This is a genomic window from Phaeobacter sp. HS011 (assembly GCF_018101215.1).
Classification (GTDB): domain Bacteria; phylum Pseudomonadota; class Alphaproteobacteria; order Rhodobacterales; family Rhodobacteraceae; genus Phaeobacter; species Phaeobacter inhibens.
Genome location: NZ_JAGEUF010000005.1, coordinates 1 through 20227, shown reverse-complemented (window position 1 = coordinate 20227; position 20227 = coordinate 1). Strand labels below are relative to the sequence as shown.

Here is a 20227-nt window from a genome sequence, read left to right as displayed (position 1 = left end):
GTTAAGCAGGCGGCCGTGAGGCGGGCGAACCGCAGCTGTGGCTGGCTAGCCAGCCTTTGCACGGCTGGGGCGCAGGGCCTCTGCGATGAGGGCCAGCCCGGGCGCGATCCGGTTGGACGGGATCGAAGAGTACCCCAAGCGGTAATAGTTCTGTTTGCGGTGTTCCGCCGCGAAGAAAGGCGCGCCGGGTTCGATCAGGACGCTCGTTGCCTTCAGCGACTGGGCGACCGCAGCGGTATCCACACCTTCATCGGCGCGCATCCACAGGGAGGAGCCACCGTAGACCCCAACCCCCGCGACGCTGAGCCCGTGATGGGTCACCGCGTCTTCGATCACGCAGCGGCGATCGTGCAGTACCTTGGCCATGCGGCGGATCTGGGCATCATAGTGGCCCAGCGACAGGAAATAGGCCACGGTGCGCTGCACATGGCCGGGCGGGTGGCGCAGCACATTGGCGCGCAGGGCGCGGGCCTGCCGGATGAAGGGTTCGGACCCCACCAGATAGCCAAGGCGAAGGCCGGGAAAGAGCGATTTGGAAAAGCTGCCGACATAGACCACCCGCCCATCCGCATCGAGCGATTTCAGCGCGGGGGAGGGCGCGCCGAGGAAGGACATTTCAAACTCATAATCGTCTTCGACAATCACCGCGTCGATCTCGCGGGCGCGTTCCAGAAGCTGCTTGCGCCGGGCCATGGGCATGGTCGCTGTGGTCGGGCTTTGGTGGCTGGGGGTGGTGAAGATGACATCGGTGTCATCCCGGATGGTGTCAGGCGGCAGCCCGTCATGATCTACAGGCAGGCAGTCGATCTCGCAGCCGCGATAGACCAGCTGATCGCGCAGGGTATAATAGGTCGGATCCTCCAGCGCGGCCTTGCGTCCCGGTCCCAGCAGCAACTGGGTCACCAGCCAGAGCGCGTTCTGGGCGCCAAGCGTGATCAGGATTTCCTCTGGCCGGGCAGAAATACCGCGGCGGGGCAGGGTGTGGCGGGCGATATATTCCACCAGGAGCGGATCGTCCTGATCGAAGTAATCATTGGTGAGCGCGGCAAAATCCTTCTGTCCCAGCGCCCGCAGCGCGCAGAGCCGCCAGTTGGCATGATCAAACAGCGAGGCATCCGCCTGCCCGTAGATGAAGGGATAGCGGTAATCGCGCCAGTCCTGCGGTTTACGGGGGGTGTCGCCGCCGCAGTAATTGCCGACGATGGCCGAGGACCAATCCACCGTATCCGCAGATTTCTGCGAGGGCGCGTAGCTGGGCGGCACAGGGGCATTCTCGGAGACATAATACCCGGACCGCCCCTTGGAGATCAGGTAATCATTGGCCAGAAGCTCTGTATAGGCCAGCGTCACGGTGATGCGACTGATGCCCAGATGCGCGGCCAGCTTGCGCGAGGAGGGCAGTTTCTCCCCCACGCGCAGGCGCCCGGAGAGAATGCCCTCCGCAATCATTTCCTGGATCTGCGCCTGCAGAGTGCCGTGCGCATCGGGGTTGAGAAAGAAGGTGTCGACAGAGATAGCCATGAATCACTGTAGGCTGGACATAAATGGGGTGCAATCTGGACTTAGTGCCAGTTTGTGGGAATCTGTGCCGTGTACTGGCTTGAGACCGGTGGCGCAGGCCGGTTCCACCCTATCAAGCGGGGTGGCAAGACGAATATGCTCATTTGCCGTTTTGATCCCCTGCACCAGATGTGTCTTGCGTCTCACCATTAAAACGATAAAACTAGTTATATCGAATAATTTGAGGCCAGGACGAGGCCAAGAGGTGCGTTATGGAATGGGAACATGCAGCGGGTGGATTTGCGGCGATGGGATCGGAGGCGCGGCTGGCGGTGTTGCGCTGTCTGGTGCGCGCGGGCGAAGGCGGGTTGATGGTGCAGGATATTCAGGCCCGCACGGGCATTGCACCGTCCACATTGGCCCATCATCTGAAACTGCTGGCAAGCGCGGGGCTGATCCTGCAGCGCAAGGAAGGGCGCAGCACCTATAACACGGCAGATTATGCCCAGTTGAAGCAAATGGCGGAGTTTATCCTCAGCGAGTGCTGCGCGGATGATGTCTCTGTCCGGGAGGTGGCGAACGATGGCTGAGCTGACACAAAACCTGCGTCCGGTGACGCTGATTGCGCGGGGGATTAAAACGCCATGGGCGCTGTGTGTAGCGATCCTGCTGGCGGTGGCTGTGCTGGATCCCGGCAATCTGGCAGAGGTCATCCGGTTCGCCGGGGCGGCGTTGCTGCATACCGGTCGTTACATTCTGTTTGCGGTACTGCTGTTGTCCTACCTGAAGGCGACGGGGGCCGAGGTGATGGTGGCGCGGGCCTTTGAAGGGCGCGAAGTGCGGATGATCTTTCTCGCGGCGGTCTTTGGCGGGCTGGCACCGTTTTGTTCCTGCGAGGTGATTCCGTTCATTGCGGGGCTTCTGGCGCTGGGCGCGCCGCTTTCTGCGGTGATGGCGTTCTGGCTGGCTTCGCCCCTGATCGACCCGCCGACGCTGCTGATCACGGCGGGCGCTCTGGGCTGGCCCTTTGCCATTGCCAAGGCGGTGGCTGCGGTGGCGCTTGGCCTGTTTGGTGGCTTTGCCATCAAGGCATTGCGGGGCGCGGGGGCCTTTGCCAGCCCGCTGAGGCAGGCGCCGACCTCAGGCTGCTGTGGTTGTGGAGCGCCGAAGGCCGAGGCGCCGGTCTGGGCCTTTTGGCGGGAACCTGCGCGGCGCAGTCAGTTTCGGCAGGAATTCATCAGCAATGGCCTGTTTCTGGTGAAATGGTTGACGTTGGCCTATGTGCTGGAGGCGCTGTTGGTGTCCTATGTGCCTGCGGATCTCATTGCCACTTTGGTTGGTGGGGAGGGGATTCTGCCGATTGCCACTGCGGCGCTGGTGGGGATGCCTGCCTATCTCAACTCCTATGTGGCGCCGCCTTTGCTGGCGGGGCTGATGGAGCAGGGGATGAGCGCGGGGGCTGCCATGGCGTTTATGGTGGCCGGGGCGGTCAGCTCAATCCCGGCGATGGCGGCGGTTTGGTCACTGGTGAAACCGCAGGTCTTTGCCACCTATCTGGCCTTGGGGATCACCGGCGCGATCCTGTCTGGGATCCTGTTTCAGATGGTTTAACAACTGCGCAATGAGCGGGGGCACGGCTCCCGCCCGTTGCAGGGCAATCAGAGATGTCCCTGCGCCCGTTGGGCCAAGCGCCGCGCATCTGCGCGGCGCAGCGCGTTTTGAGGTGGCCGTCATCTGCCCTGCAGATGTAGCAGGTGGGCGCGGATCGTTGGCCATTCGGCGGCGGTGATCGAATAGACCGCCGTGTCACGCTGGGTGCCATTGGCCAATATCATATGAGCACGCAAGATACCGTCCAACTGCGCGCCGAGCCGTTCGATGGCGGCCCGACTTTGGCGGTTGAGACGATGGGTGCGGAACTCCACCGCGATGGCATCAAGGGTCTCAAAGGCGTGGCTCAGCAGCAGGAATTTGCATTCGGTGTTGATGCCGCTGCGCTGCACCGATGTGCGATACCAGGTGGAGCCGATTTCCAGCCTGCGGTTTGCGGCGTCAATGTTCATATAGGTGGTCATGCCGACCGCACGCCCGGTGCTGTCGAGAATGGCGAAGGGGGCCATGCTGCCGCTGTCTTGCAGGTCAAGGCGGCGACTGATTTCGGTTCCGATATCCTGCGGCGCGGGCACTGTCGTGTACCACAGCCGGTGCAGGTCGCCGTCGGCGGCAGCCTCTGCCAGATCGCTGGCGTGGTCGGGCAGAAGCGGGGTGAGGGAGACGGTTTTGCCCGTCAGGGGGAGCGGAGAAGCCCACATGGTTGCGCACCTTTGATCTGAAATATCCAATCCAGAGGTGCAAGAAAGGTGGCCCGGTTCAAAGGGCCACCTTTTAACTTTTCGATCAGGCCAGATGGCCCGATCTGGAGATATCAGCCAAAGACCTTGGTCAGGGCCACATCCACCGCGTCGGTGATCTTGTCCACATCTTCTGGCGTGACGATCAGTGCGGGGCTGAAGCACAGGGTGTTGTTTTTGCCCGGAATGGAGCGGTTGGTCACACCGATGATGACGTTCTGATTGCCACATTCAGCCACAACCGCCTGTGCCAGTTTCTCGTCCACCGGTTCCTTGGTCTCGCGATCCGCGACCAGTTCGGCGCCGAGGAACAGACCTTTGCCACGGACATCGCCGATGACCTGATGTTTCTCCATCAGCGCCTCAAGGTTGGCCTTCATCCGCGCGCCCATGGCGGTGCAGTTGTCGAGCAGGTTCTCATCCTCGATGATCTGCATATTGACCAGCGCGGCCGCAGGGCCAGCGGTACAGCCGCCGAAGGTGGAGATGTCGCGGAAGTAGTTCAGCGGATCGCTGGCGTCATCCTTGAACATGTCAAAGACCGCTTCGGTGGTGACAAGGCAGGCAATCGCCGCATAGCCGGAGGCCACACCTTTGGCCATGGTCACGAAATCAGGCTGAATACCGTAGTGCTGATAGCCGAACCAGGTGCCGGTGCGGCCAACGCCACAGACCACTTCGTCGATGTGCAAGAGGATGTCATACTGTTTGCAGATCTCCTGCACGCGCGGCCAGTAGCCTTCGGGCGCCTCAATGACGCCGCCGCCTGCGGTCACCGGTTCAAGGCAGAGTGCGCCAACGGTGTCGGGGCCTTCGCGCAGGATGATCTCTTCGATCTGGTTGGCCGCTGCAATGCCGAACTCCTTGCCGGAGAGATGCTCCAGACCCAGCTCGTGCTTGCGGTACTCCATGCAGTGGGGAACCTTCACGAAATCGGGCGCGAAGGGGCCGTATTGCATGTTGCGCTCTTCCTGACCGCCTGCGGACATCGCCGCGAGGGTGGAGCCGTGGTAGTCGCGGTCGCGATAGAGGATCTTGGTTTTCTTGCCGCCGTATTTCTTATGCGCAATCTGGCGCACCATCTTGAAGGCTTTCTCATTCGCCTCAGAACCGGAGTTGTTGTAGTAGACCCGGCTCATGCCCGGCATCTTCTCAATCAGCTTCTCTGCGAACAGGGCACCGGGGATGGACCCTGCCGACTGGGCGAAATAGCAGAGTTTCATCAGCTGGTCATAGACCGCCTTGGCGATTTCCTCGCGGCCATAGCCGACGTTGACGGTCCAGACACCGCCGGAAACGGCATCGAGCCATTCCTTGCCGTTCTGGTCCCAGACCCGCATGCCCTTGCCCTCGACGATGATGCGGGGGTCGTTTTCTTCAAAAGGCTTGTGCTGGATCAGGTGATGCCAGACGTTGGCCTTGTCTGCGGCGATGACCCGGCTCAGGTCGTTTTCATTGAACGTGCCATCCATGACATGCCCTTTCCAAGTTGTTCGAAAATGCGGTCTGCCATGGATTGTCTGGTCAGACTCGCCCTGTATCTACGAAACGCTATATTTACGTTTTGCTCTAGGTCCAGTTGCCGGCGCAATTTAGCTCCAGACGCGGAGCTGGCGGATGATCTTGCTAAAAAACATTTGTTCTGGATTTGCCGGATTGAGAACGTGCGTCGTTATGCGCCAGATCGGTGCAGTGACACAGGCGGAGCGAAGCGTTGACGACATATCATCTGATGGTGGCCCCCAATGGGGCGCGGCGGCGGCAGGCGGATCATGCAGGGCTGCCGTTGCGCACGGCGGAGATTGCTGCGACGGCGGCGACCTGCCAGCGGGCCGGGGCGGATGCGCTGCATCTGCATGTGCGCGACCGGGACGGCGGGCATTCTCTGGATGCGGGACGCTACCGCGCGGCGATGGCCGCGGTGGCCGAGGCCGCGCCGGGCATGGCGATCCAGATCACCACCGAGAGCGCCGGGGTTTTTGACGTGGCCGATCAGCTGGCCTGTCTGGAGGCGCTGCGTCCGACGGCGGCCTCGATCTCGGTGCGGGAGCTGGCACGCGATGCGGATCTGGCGGCGCGGGCCTATGCGATCTGCGCCGAGGCCGGGACACAAGTGCAGCATATCCTTTATGACCTGAACTGTGTGGCCCAGCTGCGGGCGGGCTATGCTGCGGGGCGGATTCCCGCAGCGATGCGGTCAACGATATTCGTTCTGGGACGCTACGCGCCGCCGCGTCTGGCCCATCCGGCGGGGCTGCGCCCGTTTCTGGCGGCAACTGCGGATCTGGATCTGGACTGGGGGCTCTGCGCCTTTGGCCAAGAGGAGCACGCCTGCCTGCTGGCAGGGCTTGAGGCCGGCGGGCGGCTGCGGATCGGGTTTGAAAACAATACCCAGGCTGCAGATGGATCAGAGTATCCTGACAACGCGGCCTCTGTCGCGGCTTTTGTCGCATTGGCCCGCGCGGCGGGGCATCGCCCGCACATGATGTCTGTTTTTAGCGATCAAGGAACCCAGTTATGAGCCATGTTTTCCCCCGCCACACCAAGGCCGTTCTGCCCACCGCCGTTGCAGGGGACGGCTGCTACCTGATTGATGCCAATGGCAAACGCTATTTCGATGGCTCGGGCGGCGCGGCGGTGTCCTGTCTGGGCCATTCCGATGCCGAGGTGATTGCGGCCATACAGGAGCAGGTGGGTAAGCTGGCCTTTGCCCACACCGGGTTCATGACGTCGGAACCGGCAGAGGCGCTGGCGGATCTGCTGATTTCACAGGCGCCGGGGGATCTGAACCGGGTCTATTTCGTCTCTGGCGGGTCAGAGGCGACCGAGGCCGCGATCAAGCTGGCGCGGCAGTATCATCTGGAGCGTGGCGACAGCGCGCGCTGTCACGTGATCGCGCGCAGGCAGAGCTATCACGGCAATACGCTGGGGGCGCTGGCGGCGGGCGGCAATGCATGGCGACGCCAGCAGTTTGCGCCGCTGCTGATCGATATTTCGCATATCGCGCCCTGCTATGAATATGTCGATCGGGGCGAGGGCGAGAGCCGCTATGACTATGGTCAGCGCGTCGCCAATGAGTTGGAGGCGGAGATCCTGCGGCTTGGACCAGAAACGGTCATGGCCTTTATGGCCGAGCCTGTGGTGGGGGCGACATCCGGCGCGGTGCCGGCCGTTGAGGGGTATTTCAAACGCATTCGCGAAATCTGCGACCAATATGGCGTGTTGCTCATTCTGGATGAGGTGATGTGTGGCATGGGGCGCACCGGGCATCTGTTTGCCTGCGAGGCGGATGGTGTCGCGCCGGATATCCTCTGTATCGCCAAGGGGCTGGGCGCTGGCTATCAGCCGATTGGCGCGATGCTGTGCAGCCGTCAGATCTATGACGCCATTGAGGGCGGAAGCGGTTTTTTCCAGCATGGCCACACCTATATCGGCCACCCGGTGGCAACGGCGGCGGGGCTGGCAGTGGTGCGGGCGCTGCTGGATCGCGGGCTGGTGCAGCGCAGTGCAGAGATGGGCGGGACGTTGCACGCGGCGCTGGTCGCGCGCTTTGGCCAGCATCCGCATGTGGGCGATCTGCGTGGGCGTGGGTTGTTCCGGGGGATCGAGCTGGTGGCAGATCGGGAGAGCAAGAGGCCCTTTGATCCCGGCCTAGGCATTGCGGGCAAGTTGAAAAAGGCCGCGTTCGAGGCCGGGTTGATCTGCTACCCTATGGCGGGCACGCGGGATGGGCGCAACGGTGATCATATCCTGCTCGCGCCACCCTTTATCCTGAGTGAGGATCAGATTGGCGAGATCACCGACAAGCTGGAGGTTGCCTTGGATCAGGTGTTGCCCTGAGCCACTTGGTACTGGGGCGGTCTCAAGAGATTCGCGGACTGGCCGATCAAACCATGGGGATGCAGCCCGGTGCATGGGATTTTGATCGGTTTTTGGTGTATATTTGGGGTCATTATATTTGCGCACTGACTTAATTATGCAGTAAATGAGTGAATGTTTTCCGCTCTTGCTTGGTAGTGTGTTGGAATAGACCAAGAGGACCGTTCAAATGACCACAGATATCGCCACTCCCGACCTTCTTGATCGCTTCAGCGCGTCACTTGCCGGGGCTGAGTGTCTGGACCGGCTGCGGGCCGGTGTCATTGGTGAAGGGGCGGAACTGCCAGGGCCGAATGGGCCGGTGACGATGATCTATGCCGATTATGTCGCCTCTGGCCGCGCCCTGCGGCAGGTTGAGGACTTCGTTCTGACGGAGGTGCTGCCGTTCTATGCCAACAGCCACACCGAGGCGTCTTATTGCGGCAGCTTCATGACCCGGCTGCGTGGCGCAGCACGGCAGACAATTGCGCGGATCTGCGGTGCGGATGATCGCTTTGCCACAGTGTTTACCGGATCGGGTGCAACGGCGGGCCTGAACCGGCTGGTGCATCTGCTGGGGGTTTCCGGCGCGGTGGCTGCGGGGCAGACGCCTCTGGTGATCCTTGGCCCTTATGAGCATCATTCCAACATCCTGCCGTGGCGCGAAAGCGGTGCCGAAGTGGTGGAGATTGCCGAGGCGGCCGAGGGCGGGCCGGACATGGCGGAGCTGGAGGCGGTCTTGCAGCGGGCGGCGGGCGGCGACCGCCTGATCGTGGGGGCGTTTTCAGCGGCGTCAAATGTGACAGGGATTGTTACCGACACCGATGCCGTCAGCCGTCTGCTGCGCCAGTACGGCGCGCGGGTGGTCTGGGATTACGCCGGTGGTGGCCCCTATCTGCCGATGGATATGGCTGCGGGTACCGATGCCGAGAAGGACGCGATTGTATTTTCAGCCCATAAGTTCCTGGGCGGGCCGGGGGCGTCTGGTGTGATGATCCTGCGCAAGGCTGCGGTGGCAAGCACACGCCCGACGCTGCCCGGTGGCGGCACCGTGAAATTTGTCTCCCCCTGGCGGCATGATTACGCGGATGATCTTGCCGCGCGGGAAGAGGCGGGCACGCCCAATGTTGTGGGCGATATCCGGGCCGCGCTGTGCCTCCTGGTGAAGGAGGCGATGGGTCAGGCGTTTATGGACCGGCGGCAGGAAGAGTTGCGCCAGCGGGCGCTGGCGGCCTGGCAGGATCTGCCCAATCTGCAAATCCTCGGCAATCCGAACGCAAGGCAAAAGCTGCCGATCTTCTCGTTTCAGGTGCAGGATCCCGAGACCGGCGCGCCGATCCACCAGCAACTGTTCACCCGCATGCTGTCGGATCACTACGGGGTGCAGGCCCGTGGCGGCTGCGCCTGTGCGGGGCCTTATGCGCACCGGCTGCTGAATATCGGGCAGAGGCAGTCCCGCGCTATGCGCGCGGCCATTCTGGACGGGCAGGAGATCGAGAAACCCGGCTGGACGCGGCTCAATTTCTCCGCCACGCTGAGCGATGAGAAAGCCGATGCAATCATCCACGCGGTGCGCGACCTTGCACAGGATCCGCAGCGGTTTTGTGAGGGCTACAACGTCGATACCTCTACTGCGCGTTTTGCGCCGAAGGTGGCATAATGTGCCGTCTGCTCGCCTGGAACGGGGCCCCGCGCTACCTTGAGGATCTGGTATTTGTGCCGGAACATTCGCTGGTGCATCAATGCCGCAACGCGCTGATCTGCAAGACGCCGATCAACGCTGATGGGTTTGGCATGGCCTGGTATTCGGACCGGCCCGAACCCTGTCTGTATAAGGATACTCACCCGGCCTGGTCTGATCCCAATCTGGCGCAGATTTCGCGGCATACCAAGACAGGGCTGTTCCTGGCCCATGTGCGCGCCTCGACCGGAACTGCGACTTCGCGCAACAATTGCCACCCTTTTGCCAGCGGCAAATGGAGCTTTATGCACAATGGTCAGGCAGGCGGGCATATGCAGTTCCGTAAACGGCTGGATACGATGATCCCCGATGCGTTTTACGATCACCGTCTGGGCGGCACGGAGAGCGAGGCGATATTCCTCATTGCCCTTGGTCTGGGGCTGGATGCCGACCCCATCGGGGCGGTGGCTGCCGCCGTACAGCAGGTTGAGGCCGTCTCGCGTGATCATGGCACCACGCCGCATATGCGCTTTGGCGCCTGCTGGTCCGATGGTACACGACTTTATGCGGCGCGCTATGCGTCCGACCGGCATGCGCCGAGCCTCTATTATAGGGTCTACAAGGAAGGGGTGATTGTCACCTCTGAACCGTTGGACAGTGATACTGGCAGCTGGATTGAGGTGCAGCCGAACCGCGCACTGGTGGTTGAGGGGGGCGAGGTCATGGACCTGCCATTCACCACGGCCTTGGCGGCCTGATCCAACCCCGGCGCGGGCGGGAGAGCAGCGCCAGCGCGCTGGTGGCCTGGGAGAGCAAAGCGCGGTTGACTATCGGCGCGTTGCGGCGCAACCCTGTGGCGAAAATGGACGGCGATACCGGAGCGGCCCAAGTCGGCCGGGGCGTCGCTCGTCGCCGCTGTCGGAGGAACCATGTCGCGCGAGGCCCCCCCAACCTATCCGCTGATCCGCAATGTCGGGCTGTCGGGAATGCTGGTCAGTTTTGGTGATCAGCTGGATGAGGCCACCAACCGGGCCACGCTTGCTTTTCGCAGCGCGGTCAACGAGTTGGGGCTGAGCGGCGTGGTGGAGACCGCGACCTCGCTGGCATCGGTGTTTGTGCGGTTTGACGCCGCGGATCTGCCGCATGACCGGCTGCGCGGGGTGCTGGCAGATCTGTTGCAGGCCCGTGACTGGCGAGAGGCGCCCTTGCCGCAGGGGCGGCGGTTCTGGCGGGTTCCGACAGTTTACGGCACCGAGCTGGCACCACAATTGGCCGAGGCCTCGGATCTGGCAGGCCTGAGCGAGGCGGCGGCAATTGACGAGTTGGGGGCGGCGCGGGTTCGGGTGCTGACCATCGGCTTTGCGCCGGGGCAGCCTTATCTCGGGACGCTGGGCGAAACCTGGGACATTCCCCGCCAGAGCGAAGTCACACCTCAGGTCCCGGTTGGCGCGCTGGTTTTGGCGATCCGTCAGTTCGTTTTGTTTTCGACCGCTTCACCAACCGGCTGGCGCCATGTTGGGCAGACTGGTCTGACACTGTTTCAGCCGGAGGCTGCCGACCCCTTTGCGCTGCGCGCGGGGGATGAACTGCAGTTTGAACCGGTGAGCCGCGCGGCGTTTCAGCGGTTGCGGGACAGCGGCGCCGAACAGGGCGGTGCAATTGTCAGCGAGGTCACATCATGAGAGCGCTGCGGGTTCTGCGGATCGGCCCCTCCTGTACGGTGCAGGACCGCGGTCGGGTTGGCTACCTCGGGCAGGGGCTGTCGCAGGGCGGCGCGGCGGATACGCTGGCGCTCGCCGAAGGCGCGGCGCTGCTGCGGCAGGATGCCGGGTTGGCGGCGCTGGAGATGGCCGGGATAGGCGGGCAGTTCGAGGCGAGCGCGCCGATGCGGATCGCCCTGACCGGCGCCGAGATGGTGGCAACGCTGGATGGTACGCCGCTGGTCTGGAATGCCTCGCACCGGATTGAGCCGGGGCAGCGGTTGGAGATCGGTGCCGCAAAACGGGGCGTTTACGGATATCTGCACGTGGGGGGCGGGTTTGCCACGCATATGCAGCTGGGCGCGCGGGCGGCGCATCTGGTGGCGGCCCTTGGCGCGCCGGTGGCCGAAGGCGATACACTGCCGGTGGGAGCTGAGGTGCTGCCGGCGGCGCGGCAGGTCACGGGGTTGGGGCTGCGCGTGGCGGACCGGTTTTCCGGCGGGGAGCTGCGGCTGGTCGAAAGTTTCCAGTCTGATTTGTTCCCAGCCGAGGTGCGCCGTCGCTTTGCCGAGACGTCCTTCACACCGGGGCGGCGCGCCAGTCGCATGGCGTTGCAGCTGATGTCCGAGGGTGCCGGATTTGCCGCTGAAGGGCAGCTGAATGTGCTGTCGGAGATCATTGTCCCGGGAGATGTACAGATGACGGGCGATGGCCGCCCGTTCCTGCTGCTGCGCGAGGCGCAGACCACCGGGGGCTACCCACGGATCGGTACGGTTCTGCCCTGCGATCTGTCGCGGGCGGTTCAGGCGGCAGCTGGGGCTGTGCTGCGGTTTCGCTGGGTCACGCTTGAGGAAGGGCTGGCCCAGCAGGCCGCCCATGAGGCTGCTGTTGCGGGGCTGCCCTCTGCCTGCCGCCCGTTGTTGCGCGATCCGGCTGATATGGCTGACCTTCTGTCTTATCAGTTGATTGGTGGCGTGGTTTCCGCCGCAGCGGATCCTTTTGAACACCGAGATGAGCCTGGAGCTGAGACATGAGCAAGACCGTCGATCTGAACGCCGATATGGGTGAGAGTTTTGGCCCCTGGACCATGGGAGATGATGCAGCGCTGCTGGAGGTTGTCTCCTCGGCGAATATCGCCTGCGGCTTTCATGCGGGGGATCCGGATGTGATGGCGGCGACCATGGCGCGGGCCCGCGATCACGGGGTGGGGATTGGCGCGCATCCGGGGTTTGATGATCTTCAGGGCTTTGGCCGCCGCAGGATGCAGGTGCCACAGGATACGCTGGCCAATCTGATCCGCTACCAGCTGGGCGCGGCGCAGGGCATGGCGCGGGCGGCGGGCACTGAGGTGCGGCACCTGAAGCTGCATGGGGCGCTGTCCAATATGGCCTCAGTGGATCATGCCATGGCGCGGGCCTGCTACGAGGCGGCGTTGGAGCTGGACCCGGATCTGATCATCATGGTGCTGGCGGCCACCGCCATGGAAGAGGTGGTGCGCGAGCTGGGCTGCAACTGGTGCGGTGAGATCTTTGCCGACCGGGCCTATAATGATGACGGGACGCTGGTGGACCGGTCGCTGCCGGGTGCGGTGATCCACGATCCGGCGCTTGCCGGGCCGCGCATCCTTCAAATGGTGCAAGAGGGGGCAATCATCACCGAAAGCGGCGCGCGCATCCCCACCGCCATCGACACGATCTGCCTGCATGGGGATACGCCCACAGCGGTTGAGCTGGCGCGCGCGGTGCGTCGGGCACTGTCTGAGGGCGGTATTGAGGTTCGGGCTTTTGACGGGCGGCGGGGTTAGGCGGCGTTGGGGTAGATTGGATGTTGATTTTATTGTTTTAAATCAATTTATTAATCTCACTATCAATAATATTGGATTTTGGAGCCTATCCCTTGTACGGATTTCTGGGTTAAACCTGTGGCAGCCTTTCGCTGCAACAGGATCCGCCTATGTCCCTCCGTTTGTTTTCGACCCGGTCCCGCCCGATACATATGGGACCGTTTCCGATGGAGCGGGTGCAGCCGGGCCCGATGCCAGATCTTGCGGCAGTGCCGCCGTTTCAGCCGCTGAATTTCCGACGGGCTGATATGCCCAGCTCCATCGTCAATGCGATGGGGGAGTATCAGGCGATGATGGATGCGATCCGCGACGGGCTGGTCAACAAGGCGCAGGCTGACTGTCCGAGCGACCCGCAGGAGCGGGCCGATCATATCAAGGCCTTTGGCTATTTCAGCGATGCCGCAATGGTGGGGATCGGGCCGCTACCCGCATCGGCCCGCCTGGCACAGCCCTATCGCAACCCCGATATCGACCGGCTGGCCCACGATCTGAAGACCCGCCAGACCAAGACACTGGCTTCGGGCATCGACATGATCATGGCGGATCTGCGCGATGCGATGGAGGCGCCGCCGACCACGATTGGCGATCACACTCATTCGATTGTCTTTCTCTATGATATGCCCCGCGATCCGCGTCCGGAGGAGGCGGGATGTGACTGGCTGGAGGGGGCCGAGCGTCACCGCGCCTGTCTGCGGGCCTCGGAGACGGCGGTGGTGCTGGCGAATTACATCCGCCTGCTGGGCTGGGATGCAAAGGCGCATACCGGCACCTCGGCGGATGTGGATCTCAATCAGCTGACCGTTGCGGCGGGGCTTGCCACGGTTGAGGACGGCAAGCTGGTGAACCCCTATCTGGGCACACGGTTTGGTGTGGCGGTGGTGACCACCGATTTTGAGATGGCGCGCGACCGGCCGCTGTTGCCGCAGGATCTGCAACCGGTGATGCAGGTCAAAGGGCCGAAATGGTGGCTGGGGATCGGGTCGGAACGTTCAGCGCTGAATGGTGATCCTTTTGCCCGCCGCGATTTCCGCGATGGGCCGCATCCGTTTGAGACGCTGAAGCGGGTCGCGGATCCCACCACCTATATAGATGAGGCCCGTGTGGCGCGGGTGCCCAAACGCGCCGATATGTTTGCCCGCAGCCAGTTCGGCGACATGGGCAAGACCAATCAGACGGCGGCAACCGGCGGGTTTTATGTGCGCAAGGCCGCGCCCTCGATGGCGCAGCGGCGGATGCTGGGGGCTTTTGTGCTGCTGCAGGATGGCGCGCCCGCCCCGCAGGCTCCGCGCCCCACAGATGCGGAGCGCAACGCCGCCAATATCAAGGCGGCGAGCTATTGGCTGGGGATTGATGCGGTGGGGATCAGCCGCTGCCCGGATTGGACCTGGTACAGCCATGACGCCACCGGCGCAGAGATCCACCCGGAGCATGATCAGGCGATTTCGATGATTGTCGATCAGGGCTTTGACACGACAGAAGGCACCTCGGGGGACGACTGGATTGCGGTGGCGCAGTCCATGCGGGCCTACCTGCGGTTTTCGTTGCTGGGCGGTGTGATTGCGCGCCAGATCCGCAACCTCGGCTACAAGGCGAAGGCCCATACGGTGATGGATGGTGAGGTGTTGCAGCCGCCGCTACTGCTGTTGTCGGGACTGGGGGAGGTGAGCCGGATTGGTGAGGTGATCCTGAACCCCTTTCTTGGGCCGCGCCTGAAATCCGGTGTGGTCACCACCGATATGCCGATGGCCCATGACAAGCCGATCGATTTCGGCCTGCAGGCGTTTTGCGAGGCCTGCAACAAATGTGCGCGCGAATGCCCGTCGGGGGCCATCACCGCGGGGCCGAAGCTGATGTTCAATGGCTATGAGATCTGGAAATCGGACAGCCAGAAATGCACCACCTATCGGATTACCACGCCCGGCGGGGCGATGTGTGGGCGGTGTATGAAGACCTGCCCCTGGAACCTAGAGGGCATATTCAAGGAAAAACCCTTCCGCTGGGCGGCGATGAATATGCCATCGGCGGCGCCTGCGCTGGCGCGGCTGGATGACATGGTCGGCAATGGCGAGATGAACCCGGCCAAGAAATGGTGGTGGGATCTGGAACTGGAGGAAGACGGCGGCTATCGCCCGACGCGCCATCCGGTCAATGCGCGCGCGCTGCAGAAGGATCTGGATCTGCGCTATGAGGATCAGACGCTGGCGGTGTACCCCGCACATCTGGCGCCGCACCCCTGGCCATATCCGTTCCCGATGGACCGGGAGGCGGGGATTGAGGCCTATCAGGCAATGATCACCGCCGAAGAGTACAAAGCCCGCCGGGCGCGGGGCGAAACCGGTGATTGGGATCACATCTATAGCAATGACGACGACAGCCCCGTGTTGCGGGTTGAGGTGTCCAACGTGGAGGTGATGAGTAGCGGCGTCACCAAATACGAATTCAAGAGCCTCGACGGCAGCCCCCTGCCGGAATGGACGGCGGGGGCGCATTTGGACATCGTGGTCGCGCCTGAATTTTTGCGGCAGTATTCCATGTCCGGCGATCCGACGGATCGGTCGAAATATCAGATCGGAGTGCTGCGTGAGGATGTGGGACGAGGGGGCTCAAAGCTGCTCCACCGGATTTTCACCAAGGGGCGGCGGGTCTTTATCTCCAAACCGATCAACCATTTCCCACTGGTGGAGGAGGCCAGCCGCAGTTTCCTGATGGGGGGCGGCATCGGGGTGACACCGATGATTGCGATGGCGCATCGTCTACATGCGTTGGGACAGCCGTTTGAGCTGCATTACTCCGTGCCCTCGCGCAAGGATGCAGGCTACCTGAATGATCTTGCAGCGATGCCTTGGGCCGAGCATGTGCACATCCATGTCTCGGATGAGGGCAGCCGCGCCGATCTGGATGGATTGCTGGCAGGGTATCAGGGCGGCTGGCATGTCTACACCTGCGGGCCGGACCGCTACATGAGCGGCGTGATGGAGGCGGCAGAGCGGCAGGGCTTCGCTGAGGAGGCGCGCCATCTGGAGTATTTTTCCGTGCCGGAGGTGCCGGAGTATGAAAACCACGACTTCACCCTGAAACTCGCGCGCACCGGTCGCAGCCTGCACGTGCCAGCGGAGAAGACCGCCACGGATGTGCTGGCGGAGAACGGCATTCATATTGATGTGAAATGCTCTGACGGGATCTGCGGCGTATGCAAATGCGGGCTGGTGTCAGGCGAGGTGGAGCACCGCGATTTTGTCCTGTCCAAGGCGCAGCGCAAAGAGGCGGTGATCCTGTGCCAGTCGCGGGCGGCGGAGAAAGATGGCGTGATCGAGGTCGATCTTTGACAGCGGAGCCTTGAGCCCGCGCGCGCCCAGATGTTTCGGGCCGCGTCACAGATGGCGCGGCCCGGTCGCTGTCACAGAGGGATTGGCACCCCGATCATGGGGTTTCAGTGGCTGACCTCTCGCCCGCGCGGAGAAGGGCGGCGGCCAGCGCACTTTCGGAGACCGGTTTTTGCACAATCGGGCAGGGCGGGTAGATATCCACGATATCCTGCACTTCGCCGTAGCCGGTGGTCAGCACAAAGGGGATGCCACGCCGCGCCAGCTCTTCGGCCACGGGGACCGATTGTTCGGAGCCGAGATTGACGTCCAGCACCGCATATTCAAAGCCGCCCTCCGCCAGTGCGTCCAGCGCCTTGCCGACGGAGGAGGCGCTGGCGACCTCGAAGAAACCCATATCTTCGAGCATGGCGGTAAGATCCATGGCGATGATGAAACTGTCCTCAACCACCAGTGCTTTGCCACCCAGCTTCGGGGCTTCCTTGGCCTCGGAGAGGGGCGCGTCAGGAATGGTGTTGCTCTCGTTATGCTTGATCTTGTCGAGATAGCGGGTGGGGATACGGAACCGCGCCTCAAGGCCGGTTGTCTTATATTGGACCGAGGCGTCGCCTTTCAGCTCGTGCGGGATGGAGTTCTCCACGATGGTAGAGCCAAAGCCGCGTCGTGCAGGCGGCGCCACGGGCGGGCCTCCGCGTTCAATCCAACTGATCAGAAGGGCGCCGCTGTCCTCTTCTTCCAGAACGATCTCGACACGGCCAACCCCATTGCTGAGGGCACCATGTTTTACCGAATTGGTGGTCAACTCATGCAGAACCAAGGCCAGAGTGGTGAAGGCCACCGGCGTGACCAGCGCATCAGGGCCGGTAAGGACAACCTCATCATCACGACCGGTGGTGTAGGCCTCCAGTTCGCAGGTGATCAGCGCCCGCAGGGAAGCGGGTTCCCATTGCTCACCCGTCAACTGGTCATGCGCGCGCGCCAGCGAATGGATGCGGCCATCCAGGTTTTCGGTGAATTCGGTCAGCGTCCGCGCCGTGCCCTTGGTCTGGGTCACCAGTCCACGCATCAGGTTGAGGATGTTTCGGACCCGGTGGTTCAACTCGGAGATCAGCAGCTGTTGCTGCTCCTGCGCCCGCGCCCGCTCTGCATTGTTGGCTTCCGTCACCTTAAGGAAGATCTCCAGCAGCACGGTGCGCAGCATATTGGCGCTGTGAAGGCTGTTGTCTGCCCAGGGAGCAGAGCGCCATTCGACGGTTTCCTGCCAGGCCTCGAAGCTTTTGCGGGGGGTAAGCCGCACGCCATTGGGACCGACTTCCATCGGTTTGGTCGGGTCGCCCGCCCATTCCACCGTCTGCGAGATATTGCGGCGGCACAGGATCAGATAGTCGCGCGGGCGTTTTGAAATCGGGATCGCGAGGATACCGGCGCAGCGGTCGATATAGTCGCGTGCTGGTTCGTGAAGGCTCTCCAGCTGATTGGTCGAGAAGGCCGTGGCTCCAATGGTGAGATCCAGCATTCTGGCGAGTGACCGGGTCTCCTCCGCGGTGGGTGTGGTGCCGGTGGCGTGAAATTCGCCATCGGAGTAAAGCACCAGACCGTCATGGGGGATCACATCCTGAATGTCTTCGGAGACTGAAATCAGGCTTTCCTTGAACGGGCGGCCATCCGCCAGCATTGCCATCAACTGGGTCTGCAGGCGGCTCATGCTCTTTTCTTCGCGGCTGCGCTGGGTGGTCTCGAACTGGCTCAGTTCATATGAGAACACATGTGCGAACATCTCGATGGCGGTGCGGCGTTCATAGTCGATATACCGCGGGCGCTTGTGATGGCAGGCAAACAGGCCCCACAGCTCCCCATCTTTCATGATCGACACTGACATGGAGGCGCGCACGCCCATGTTGCGCAGATATTCCAGATGGATCGGAGAGACCGCGCGGGTCACCGCCAAAGACAGATCTAGGGGCGCCCCATCGATTTTGAACGCCGGGCTGATCGCCGCGCCCTCATCGTCCACATAGGCAATCAGCCGCAACAGCGACCGCTTATAAAGTGCGCGCGCCTGTACAGGGATATCGGAGGCGGGAAAGAACATGCCTTCGTATTTCTTGGTCCGGTCGCTGCGTATCTCGGCGATCACCTGTCCGGAGTGATCCGGCTGGAACTGATAGACCATGACACTGTCGAAACCCGAAAGCGCCTGCAGGCCGCGTGCAGCCCCCTGCGCCAGTCGCGAAATATCCTCGTCCCGGCGCAGCTGCGAGAAATGCGGGTAGATCTCGGACATTACATCGCGCTCGCTGTGCTCGAACTTCGGTTCGAATTCGATGACCAGATGACGGCCGCTCTGATGGATGCTGACATCAAACGCCTGGCTGCGGTCTTTCAGCGGGATATTGAAGAACCGCAGGTTGCTGTCTGGGGCCTCCAATGCGCTCAGATTGCGACGAATGCGGGTGAAGGCGTCCTCCGCGATCAGATCTCCCAGCGAATGGCCGACAGCCGCCTGCGCCTCGATGCCCAGTATTTCAAGGAGATTGTCTGAGGCATGCTGCACCAGCCAGTCCGTCGAAACGGCAATCAGCGCGCCGTAAGATTGCACCCGGCCCAATTGGTGGATCGGTTCACGGTCGCAATTGGTCAGTGTGGTGGTGGAGACTGTCTGTTCCAAAGCCATTGTACAGGCCCTTTTTTTGATAAGCCGTTTGCACGTCGCGCCAACGGCGCTGTCTTATATGTATTACTCTATATCAGATCGTGATCAGATCGTGGATGGTCTCAGCGGATTGAGCCGCGCCGCAGTCTCAAAGAGACCGAACCCTTTACGGGTATCTGCAATAATGCACCGGGCCAATGCGCGCCCCGGCGGAAGCTGGTCCAGATCTGTGCAGGTGGCGCGCCATGCCACCAGATGATCTCGGGGTGTGAAATAGGCAGGCAGCGCCGACTGGCCCGCCGCCTCGCTCAGGCGGCGGCGCAATACCTCATTTCCCATACGCGACCCCAGCACGAGGTAATCCACCGCCAAAGGGTGCAGCCGGGGCAGGGTGTCGACAGGGATGGTGGCCGGGTGGTCGCCATTGTCGGCGCAATCTGCGCGCAGCGCTGCTGTCAAATCGGCGAGCAGTGCGGTGGCGCGTCCGCTTTTGAGACAATAGGTGCTGGCCAGCGCATGTAGTGCAGTATGCTGGCAGGTCAGAAACCAGGCCAGATGGGGCAGGGGGCTTTGGTGAAACGGGGCAAAGGCCAGTTCAGCGGCATCGTGTTCGGGACGGGTGGCTCGTCGCAGCTCAAACCGAAACCCGGGCTTGTCCTGAAGGCTGCGATGCGTGCCACGGGGCTGCTGCATTTGTCCGCCTTCTGTTACGGAGGGGGCATCGCCTTTCAGCACAGTGTTCAGGGCGTCCCGGCTAGGGGCGTCGTTGGTATCCTCGGTCAGGGTGAGTGATGCGGGGAGGTGAAGATCTGTCATGGTCTCGTATCTTGGTCCTGCGCGCACGCGTTTTGAATTCTGCATGGACAGGATCCCTCGGTGATCCGGTGCATCCTGTTGTCGTCTCCGCGCTGATCTCTGCGCTGATCCTTGCGGCGTAGTCATGCTTGCAGCTTACCAAAGCCCATGAGGAGGTGTGGCACAACCCCTAGCCCCAACAGTGACCTAGCGGCGTTCTGAGGGTTGACCAGTATTCCGTAGGGGGAGACGGATTTGTGCAAAAGCATCGCTTTGATCGGCAGTTTGCGGTTCGTGATTCCGACTCGAAGTGGGTCGAGGCGGCGGGCGCCTAGTGGTCGCGCACGGTCGAGCACCTACATATAGATACCGCGCTGTCGCGCTGGCGCTTGGGCAAGCTGTGAGTCGTGAGAAACGCGCCCGAAATGAGAGGAGTTTGGAGAAATCTCATATTATAAGCTGTTGATAGAAATGAATAATAAGTGATTTTTGGGAAAACTTCATGAAAACGTCAAAAAACCGC

The 20227-nt window shown here is 62.2% G+C and carries 15 protein-coding genes; 10 read left to right on the top strand and 5 right to left on the bottom strand.

Features of this window, described 5'->3' with window-relative positions:
- Positions 1-45 precede the first annotated feature (45 nt).
- The gene (locus J4721_RS10590; RefSeq protein WP_014881050.1) at positions 46-1521 is read right to left on the bottom strand and encodes a PLP-dependent aminotransferase family protein; all 1476 of its coding nucleotides are present in this window, start codon (positions 1519-1521) and stop codon (positions 46-48) included.
- Between the two features lie 251 nt (positions 1522-1772).
- Here J4721_RS10590 and J4721_RS10585 point away from each other — a divergent pair, with 251 nt between their 5' ends.
- Both J4721_RS10585 and J4721_RS10580 read left to right on the top strand, forming a co-directional pair.
- Entirely contained in the window at positions 1773-2090 is a 318-nt protein-coding gene (locus tag J4721_RS10585) for a helix-turn-helix transcriptional regulator (protein WP_014875764.1), read from the top strand.
- Positions 2083-3111: a permease gene (locus J4721_RS10580; RefSeq protein WP_014875763.1), complete on the top strand. Its 1029-nt coding sequence runs from the start codon at positions 2083-2085 to the stop codon at positions 3109-3111. Before J4721_RS10585 ends, J4721_RS10580 begins: the two co-directional genes overlap by 8 nt.
- A 119-nt stretch (positions 3112-3230) precedes the next feature.
- Here J4721_RS10580 and J4721_RS10575 read toward each other — a convergent pair whose 3' ends face one another.
- A complete protein-coding gene (locus J4721_RS10575; RefSeq protein ID WP_014875762.1) occupies positions 3231-3812 on the bottom strand; it encodes a GNAT family N-acetyltransferase in 582 nt (193 codons plus the stop codon).
- A gap of 113 nt (positions 3813-3925) precedes the next feature.
- Positions 3926-5323, bottom strand: a complete 1398-nt coding sequence (locus J4721_RS10570) for an aspartate aminotransferase family protein (protein ID WP_061049731.1) — start codon at positions 5321-5323, stop codon at positions 3926-3928.
- 242 nt (positions 5324-5565) lie between these two features.
- Between J4721_RS10570 and J4721_RS10565 the strand changes: the two genes are divergently transcribed.
- The 8 genes from J4721_RS10565 (at position 5566) to J4721_RS10530 (ending at position 16259) form a co-directional block, all read left to right on the top strand.
- Positions 5566-6372, top strand: a complete 807-nt coding sequence (locus tag J4721_RS10565) for a 3-keto-5-aminohexanoate cleavage protein (RefSeq protein ID WP_211002652.1) — start codon at positions 5566-5568, stop codon at positions 6370-6372.
- Positions 6369-7691: an aspartate aminotransferase family protein gene (locus J4721_RS10560; protein ID WP_211002651.1), complete on the top strand. Its 1323-nt coding sequence runs from the start codon at positions 6369-6371 to the stop codon at positions 7689-7691. The genes J4721_RS10565 and J4721_RS10560 overlap by 4 nt, the downstream gene beginning before the upstream one ends.
- Positions 7692-7899: 208 nt before the next feature.
- Entirely contained in the window at positions 7900-9369 is a 1470-nt protein-coding gene (locus J4721_RS10555) for an aminotransferase class V-fold PLP-dependent enzyme (RefSeq protein WP_211002650.1), read from the top strand.
- Positions 9369-10148: a class II glutamine amidotransferase gene (locus J4721_RS10550; protein WP_014875757.1), complete on the top strand. Its 780-nt coding sequence runs from the start codon at positions 9369-9371 to the stop codon at positions 10146-10148. The genes J4721_RS10555 and J4721_RS10550 overlap by 1 nt, the downstream gene beginning before the upstream one ends.
- Before the next feature lie 171 nt (positions 10149-10319).
- Positions 10320-11072, top strand: a complete 753-nt coding sequence (locus tag J4721_RS10545; RefSeq protein ID WP_014875756.1) for an allophanate hydrolase subunit 1 — start codon at positions 10320-10322, stop codon at positions 11070-11072.
- Positions 11069-12124 carry a biotin-dependent carboxyltransferase family protein gene (locus tag J4721_RS10540; protein WP_211002649.1) on the top strand — a complete coding sequence of 352 codons (1056 nt, stop codon included), beginning with the start codon at positions 11069-11071 and terminating at the stop codon, positions 12122-12124. Before J4721_RS10545 ends, J4721_RS10540 begins: the two co-directional genes overlap by 4 nt.
- Entirely contained in the window at positions 12121-12894 is a 774-nt protein-coding gene (locus J4721_RS10535) for a LamB/YcsF family protein (RefSeq protein ID WP_027248719.1), read from the top strand. Before J4721_RS10540 ends, J4721_RS10535 begins: the two co-directional genes overlap by 4 nt.
- 149 nt (positions 12895-13043) lie before the next feature.
- Positions 13044-16259 (top strand): 2Fe-2S iron-sulfur cluster-binding protein, encoded by a 3216-nt coding sequence (locus J4721_RS10530; protein WP_211002648.1) that lies wholly within the window; start codon positions 13044-13046, stop codon positions 16257-16259.
- 94 nt (positions 16260-16353) lie between these two features.
- Here the strand turns inward: J4721_RS10530 and J4721_RS10525 are convergent, their stop codons facing one another.
- Both J4721_RS10525 and J4721_RS10520 read right to left on the bottom strand, forming a co-directional pair.
- The gene (locus tag J4721_RS10525; protein WP_211002647.1) at positions 16354-18930 is read right to left on the bottom strand and encodes an HWE histidine kinase domain-containing protein; all 2577 of its coding nucleotides are present in this window, start codon (positions 18928-18930) and stop codon (positions 16354-16356) included.
- An 84-nt stretch (positions 18931-19014) separates the two neighbouring features.
- Positions 19015-19725, bottom strand: a complete 711-nt coding sequence (locus J4721_RS10520; protein WP_247656073.1) for a hypothetical protein — start codon at positions 19723-19725, stop codon at positions 19015-19017.
- Between the last annotated feature and the right edge of the window lie 502 nt (positions 19726-20227).

Excerpts from the sequence above, each read along its gene's own strand:
- J4721_RS10585 (WP_014875764.1), top strand. The coding sequence starts at position 1,773 with ATGGAATGGGAACATGCAGCGGGTGGATTTGCGGCGATGGGATCGGAG.
- J4721_RS10590 (WP_014881050.1), bottom strand. The coding sequence starts at position 1,521 with ATGGCTATCTCTGTCGACACCTTCTTTCTCAACCCCGATGCGCACGGC.
- J4721_RS10530 (WP_211002648.1), top strand. The coding sequence starts at position 13,044 with ATGTCCCTCCGTTTGTTTTCGACCCGGTCCCGCCCGATACATATGGGA.
- J4721_RS10550 (WP_014875757.1), top strand. The coding sequence starts at position 9,369 with ATGTGCCGTCTGCTCGCCTGGAACGGGGCCCCGCGCTACCTTGAGGAT.
- J4721_RS10560 (WP_211002651.1), top strand. The coding sequence starts at position 6,369 with ATGAGCCATGTTTTCCCCCGCCACACCAAGGCCGTTCTGCCCACCGCC.
- J4721_RS10545 (WP_014875756.1), top strand. The coding sequence starts at position 10,320 with ATGTCGCGCGAGGCCCCCCCAACCTATCCGCTGATCCGCAATGTCGGG.
- J4721_RS10540 (WP_211002649.1), top strand. The coding sequence starts at position 11,069 with ATGAGAGCGCTGCGGGTTCTGCGGATCGGCCCCTCCTGTACGGTGCAG.
- J4721_RS10520 (WP_247656073.1), bottom strand. The coding sequence starts at position 19,725 with ATGACAGATCTTCACCTCCCCGCATCACTCACCCTGACCGAGGATACC.
- J4721_RS10575 (WP_014875762.1), bottom strand. The coding sequence starts at position 3,812 with ATGTGGGCTTCTCCGCTCCCCCTGACGGGCAAAACCGTCTCCCTCACC.
- J4721_RS10555 (WP_211002650.1), top strand. The coding sequence starts at position 7,900 with ATGACCACAGATATCGCCACTCCCGACCTTCTTGATCGCTTCAGCGCG.
- J4721_RS10525 (WP_211002647.1), bottom strand. The coding sequence starts at position 18,930 with ATGGCTTTGGAACAGACAGTCTCCACCACCACACTGACCAATTGCGAC.
- J4721_RS10570 (WP_061049731.1), bottom strand. The coding sequence starts at position 5,323 with ATGGATGGCACGTTCAATGAAAACGACCTGAGCCGGGTCATCGCCGCA.
- J4721_RS10535 (WP_027248719.1), top strand. The coding sequence starts at position 12,121 with ATGAGCAAGACCGTCGATCTGAACGCCGATATGGGTGAGAGTTTTGGC.
- J4721_RS10580 (WP_014875763.1), top strand. The coding sequence starts at position 2,083 with ATGGCTGAGCTGACACAAAACCTGCGTCCGGTGACGCTGATTGCGCGG.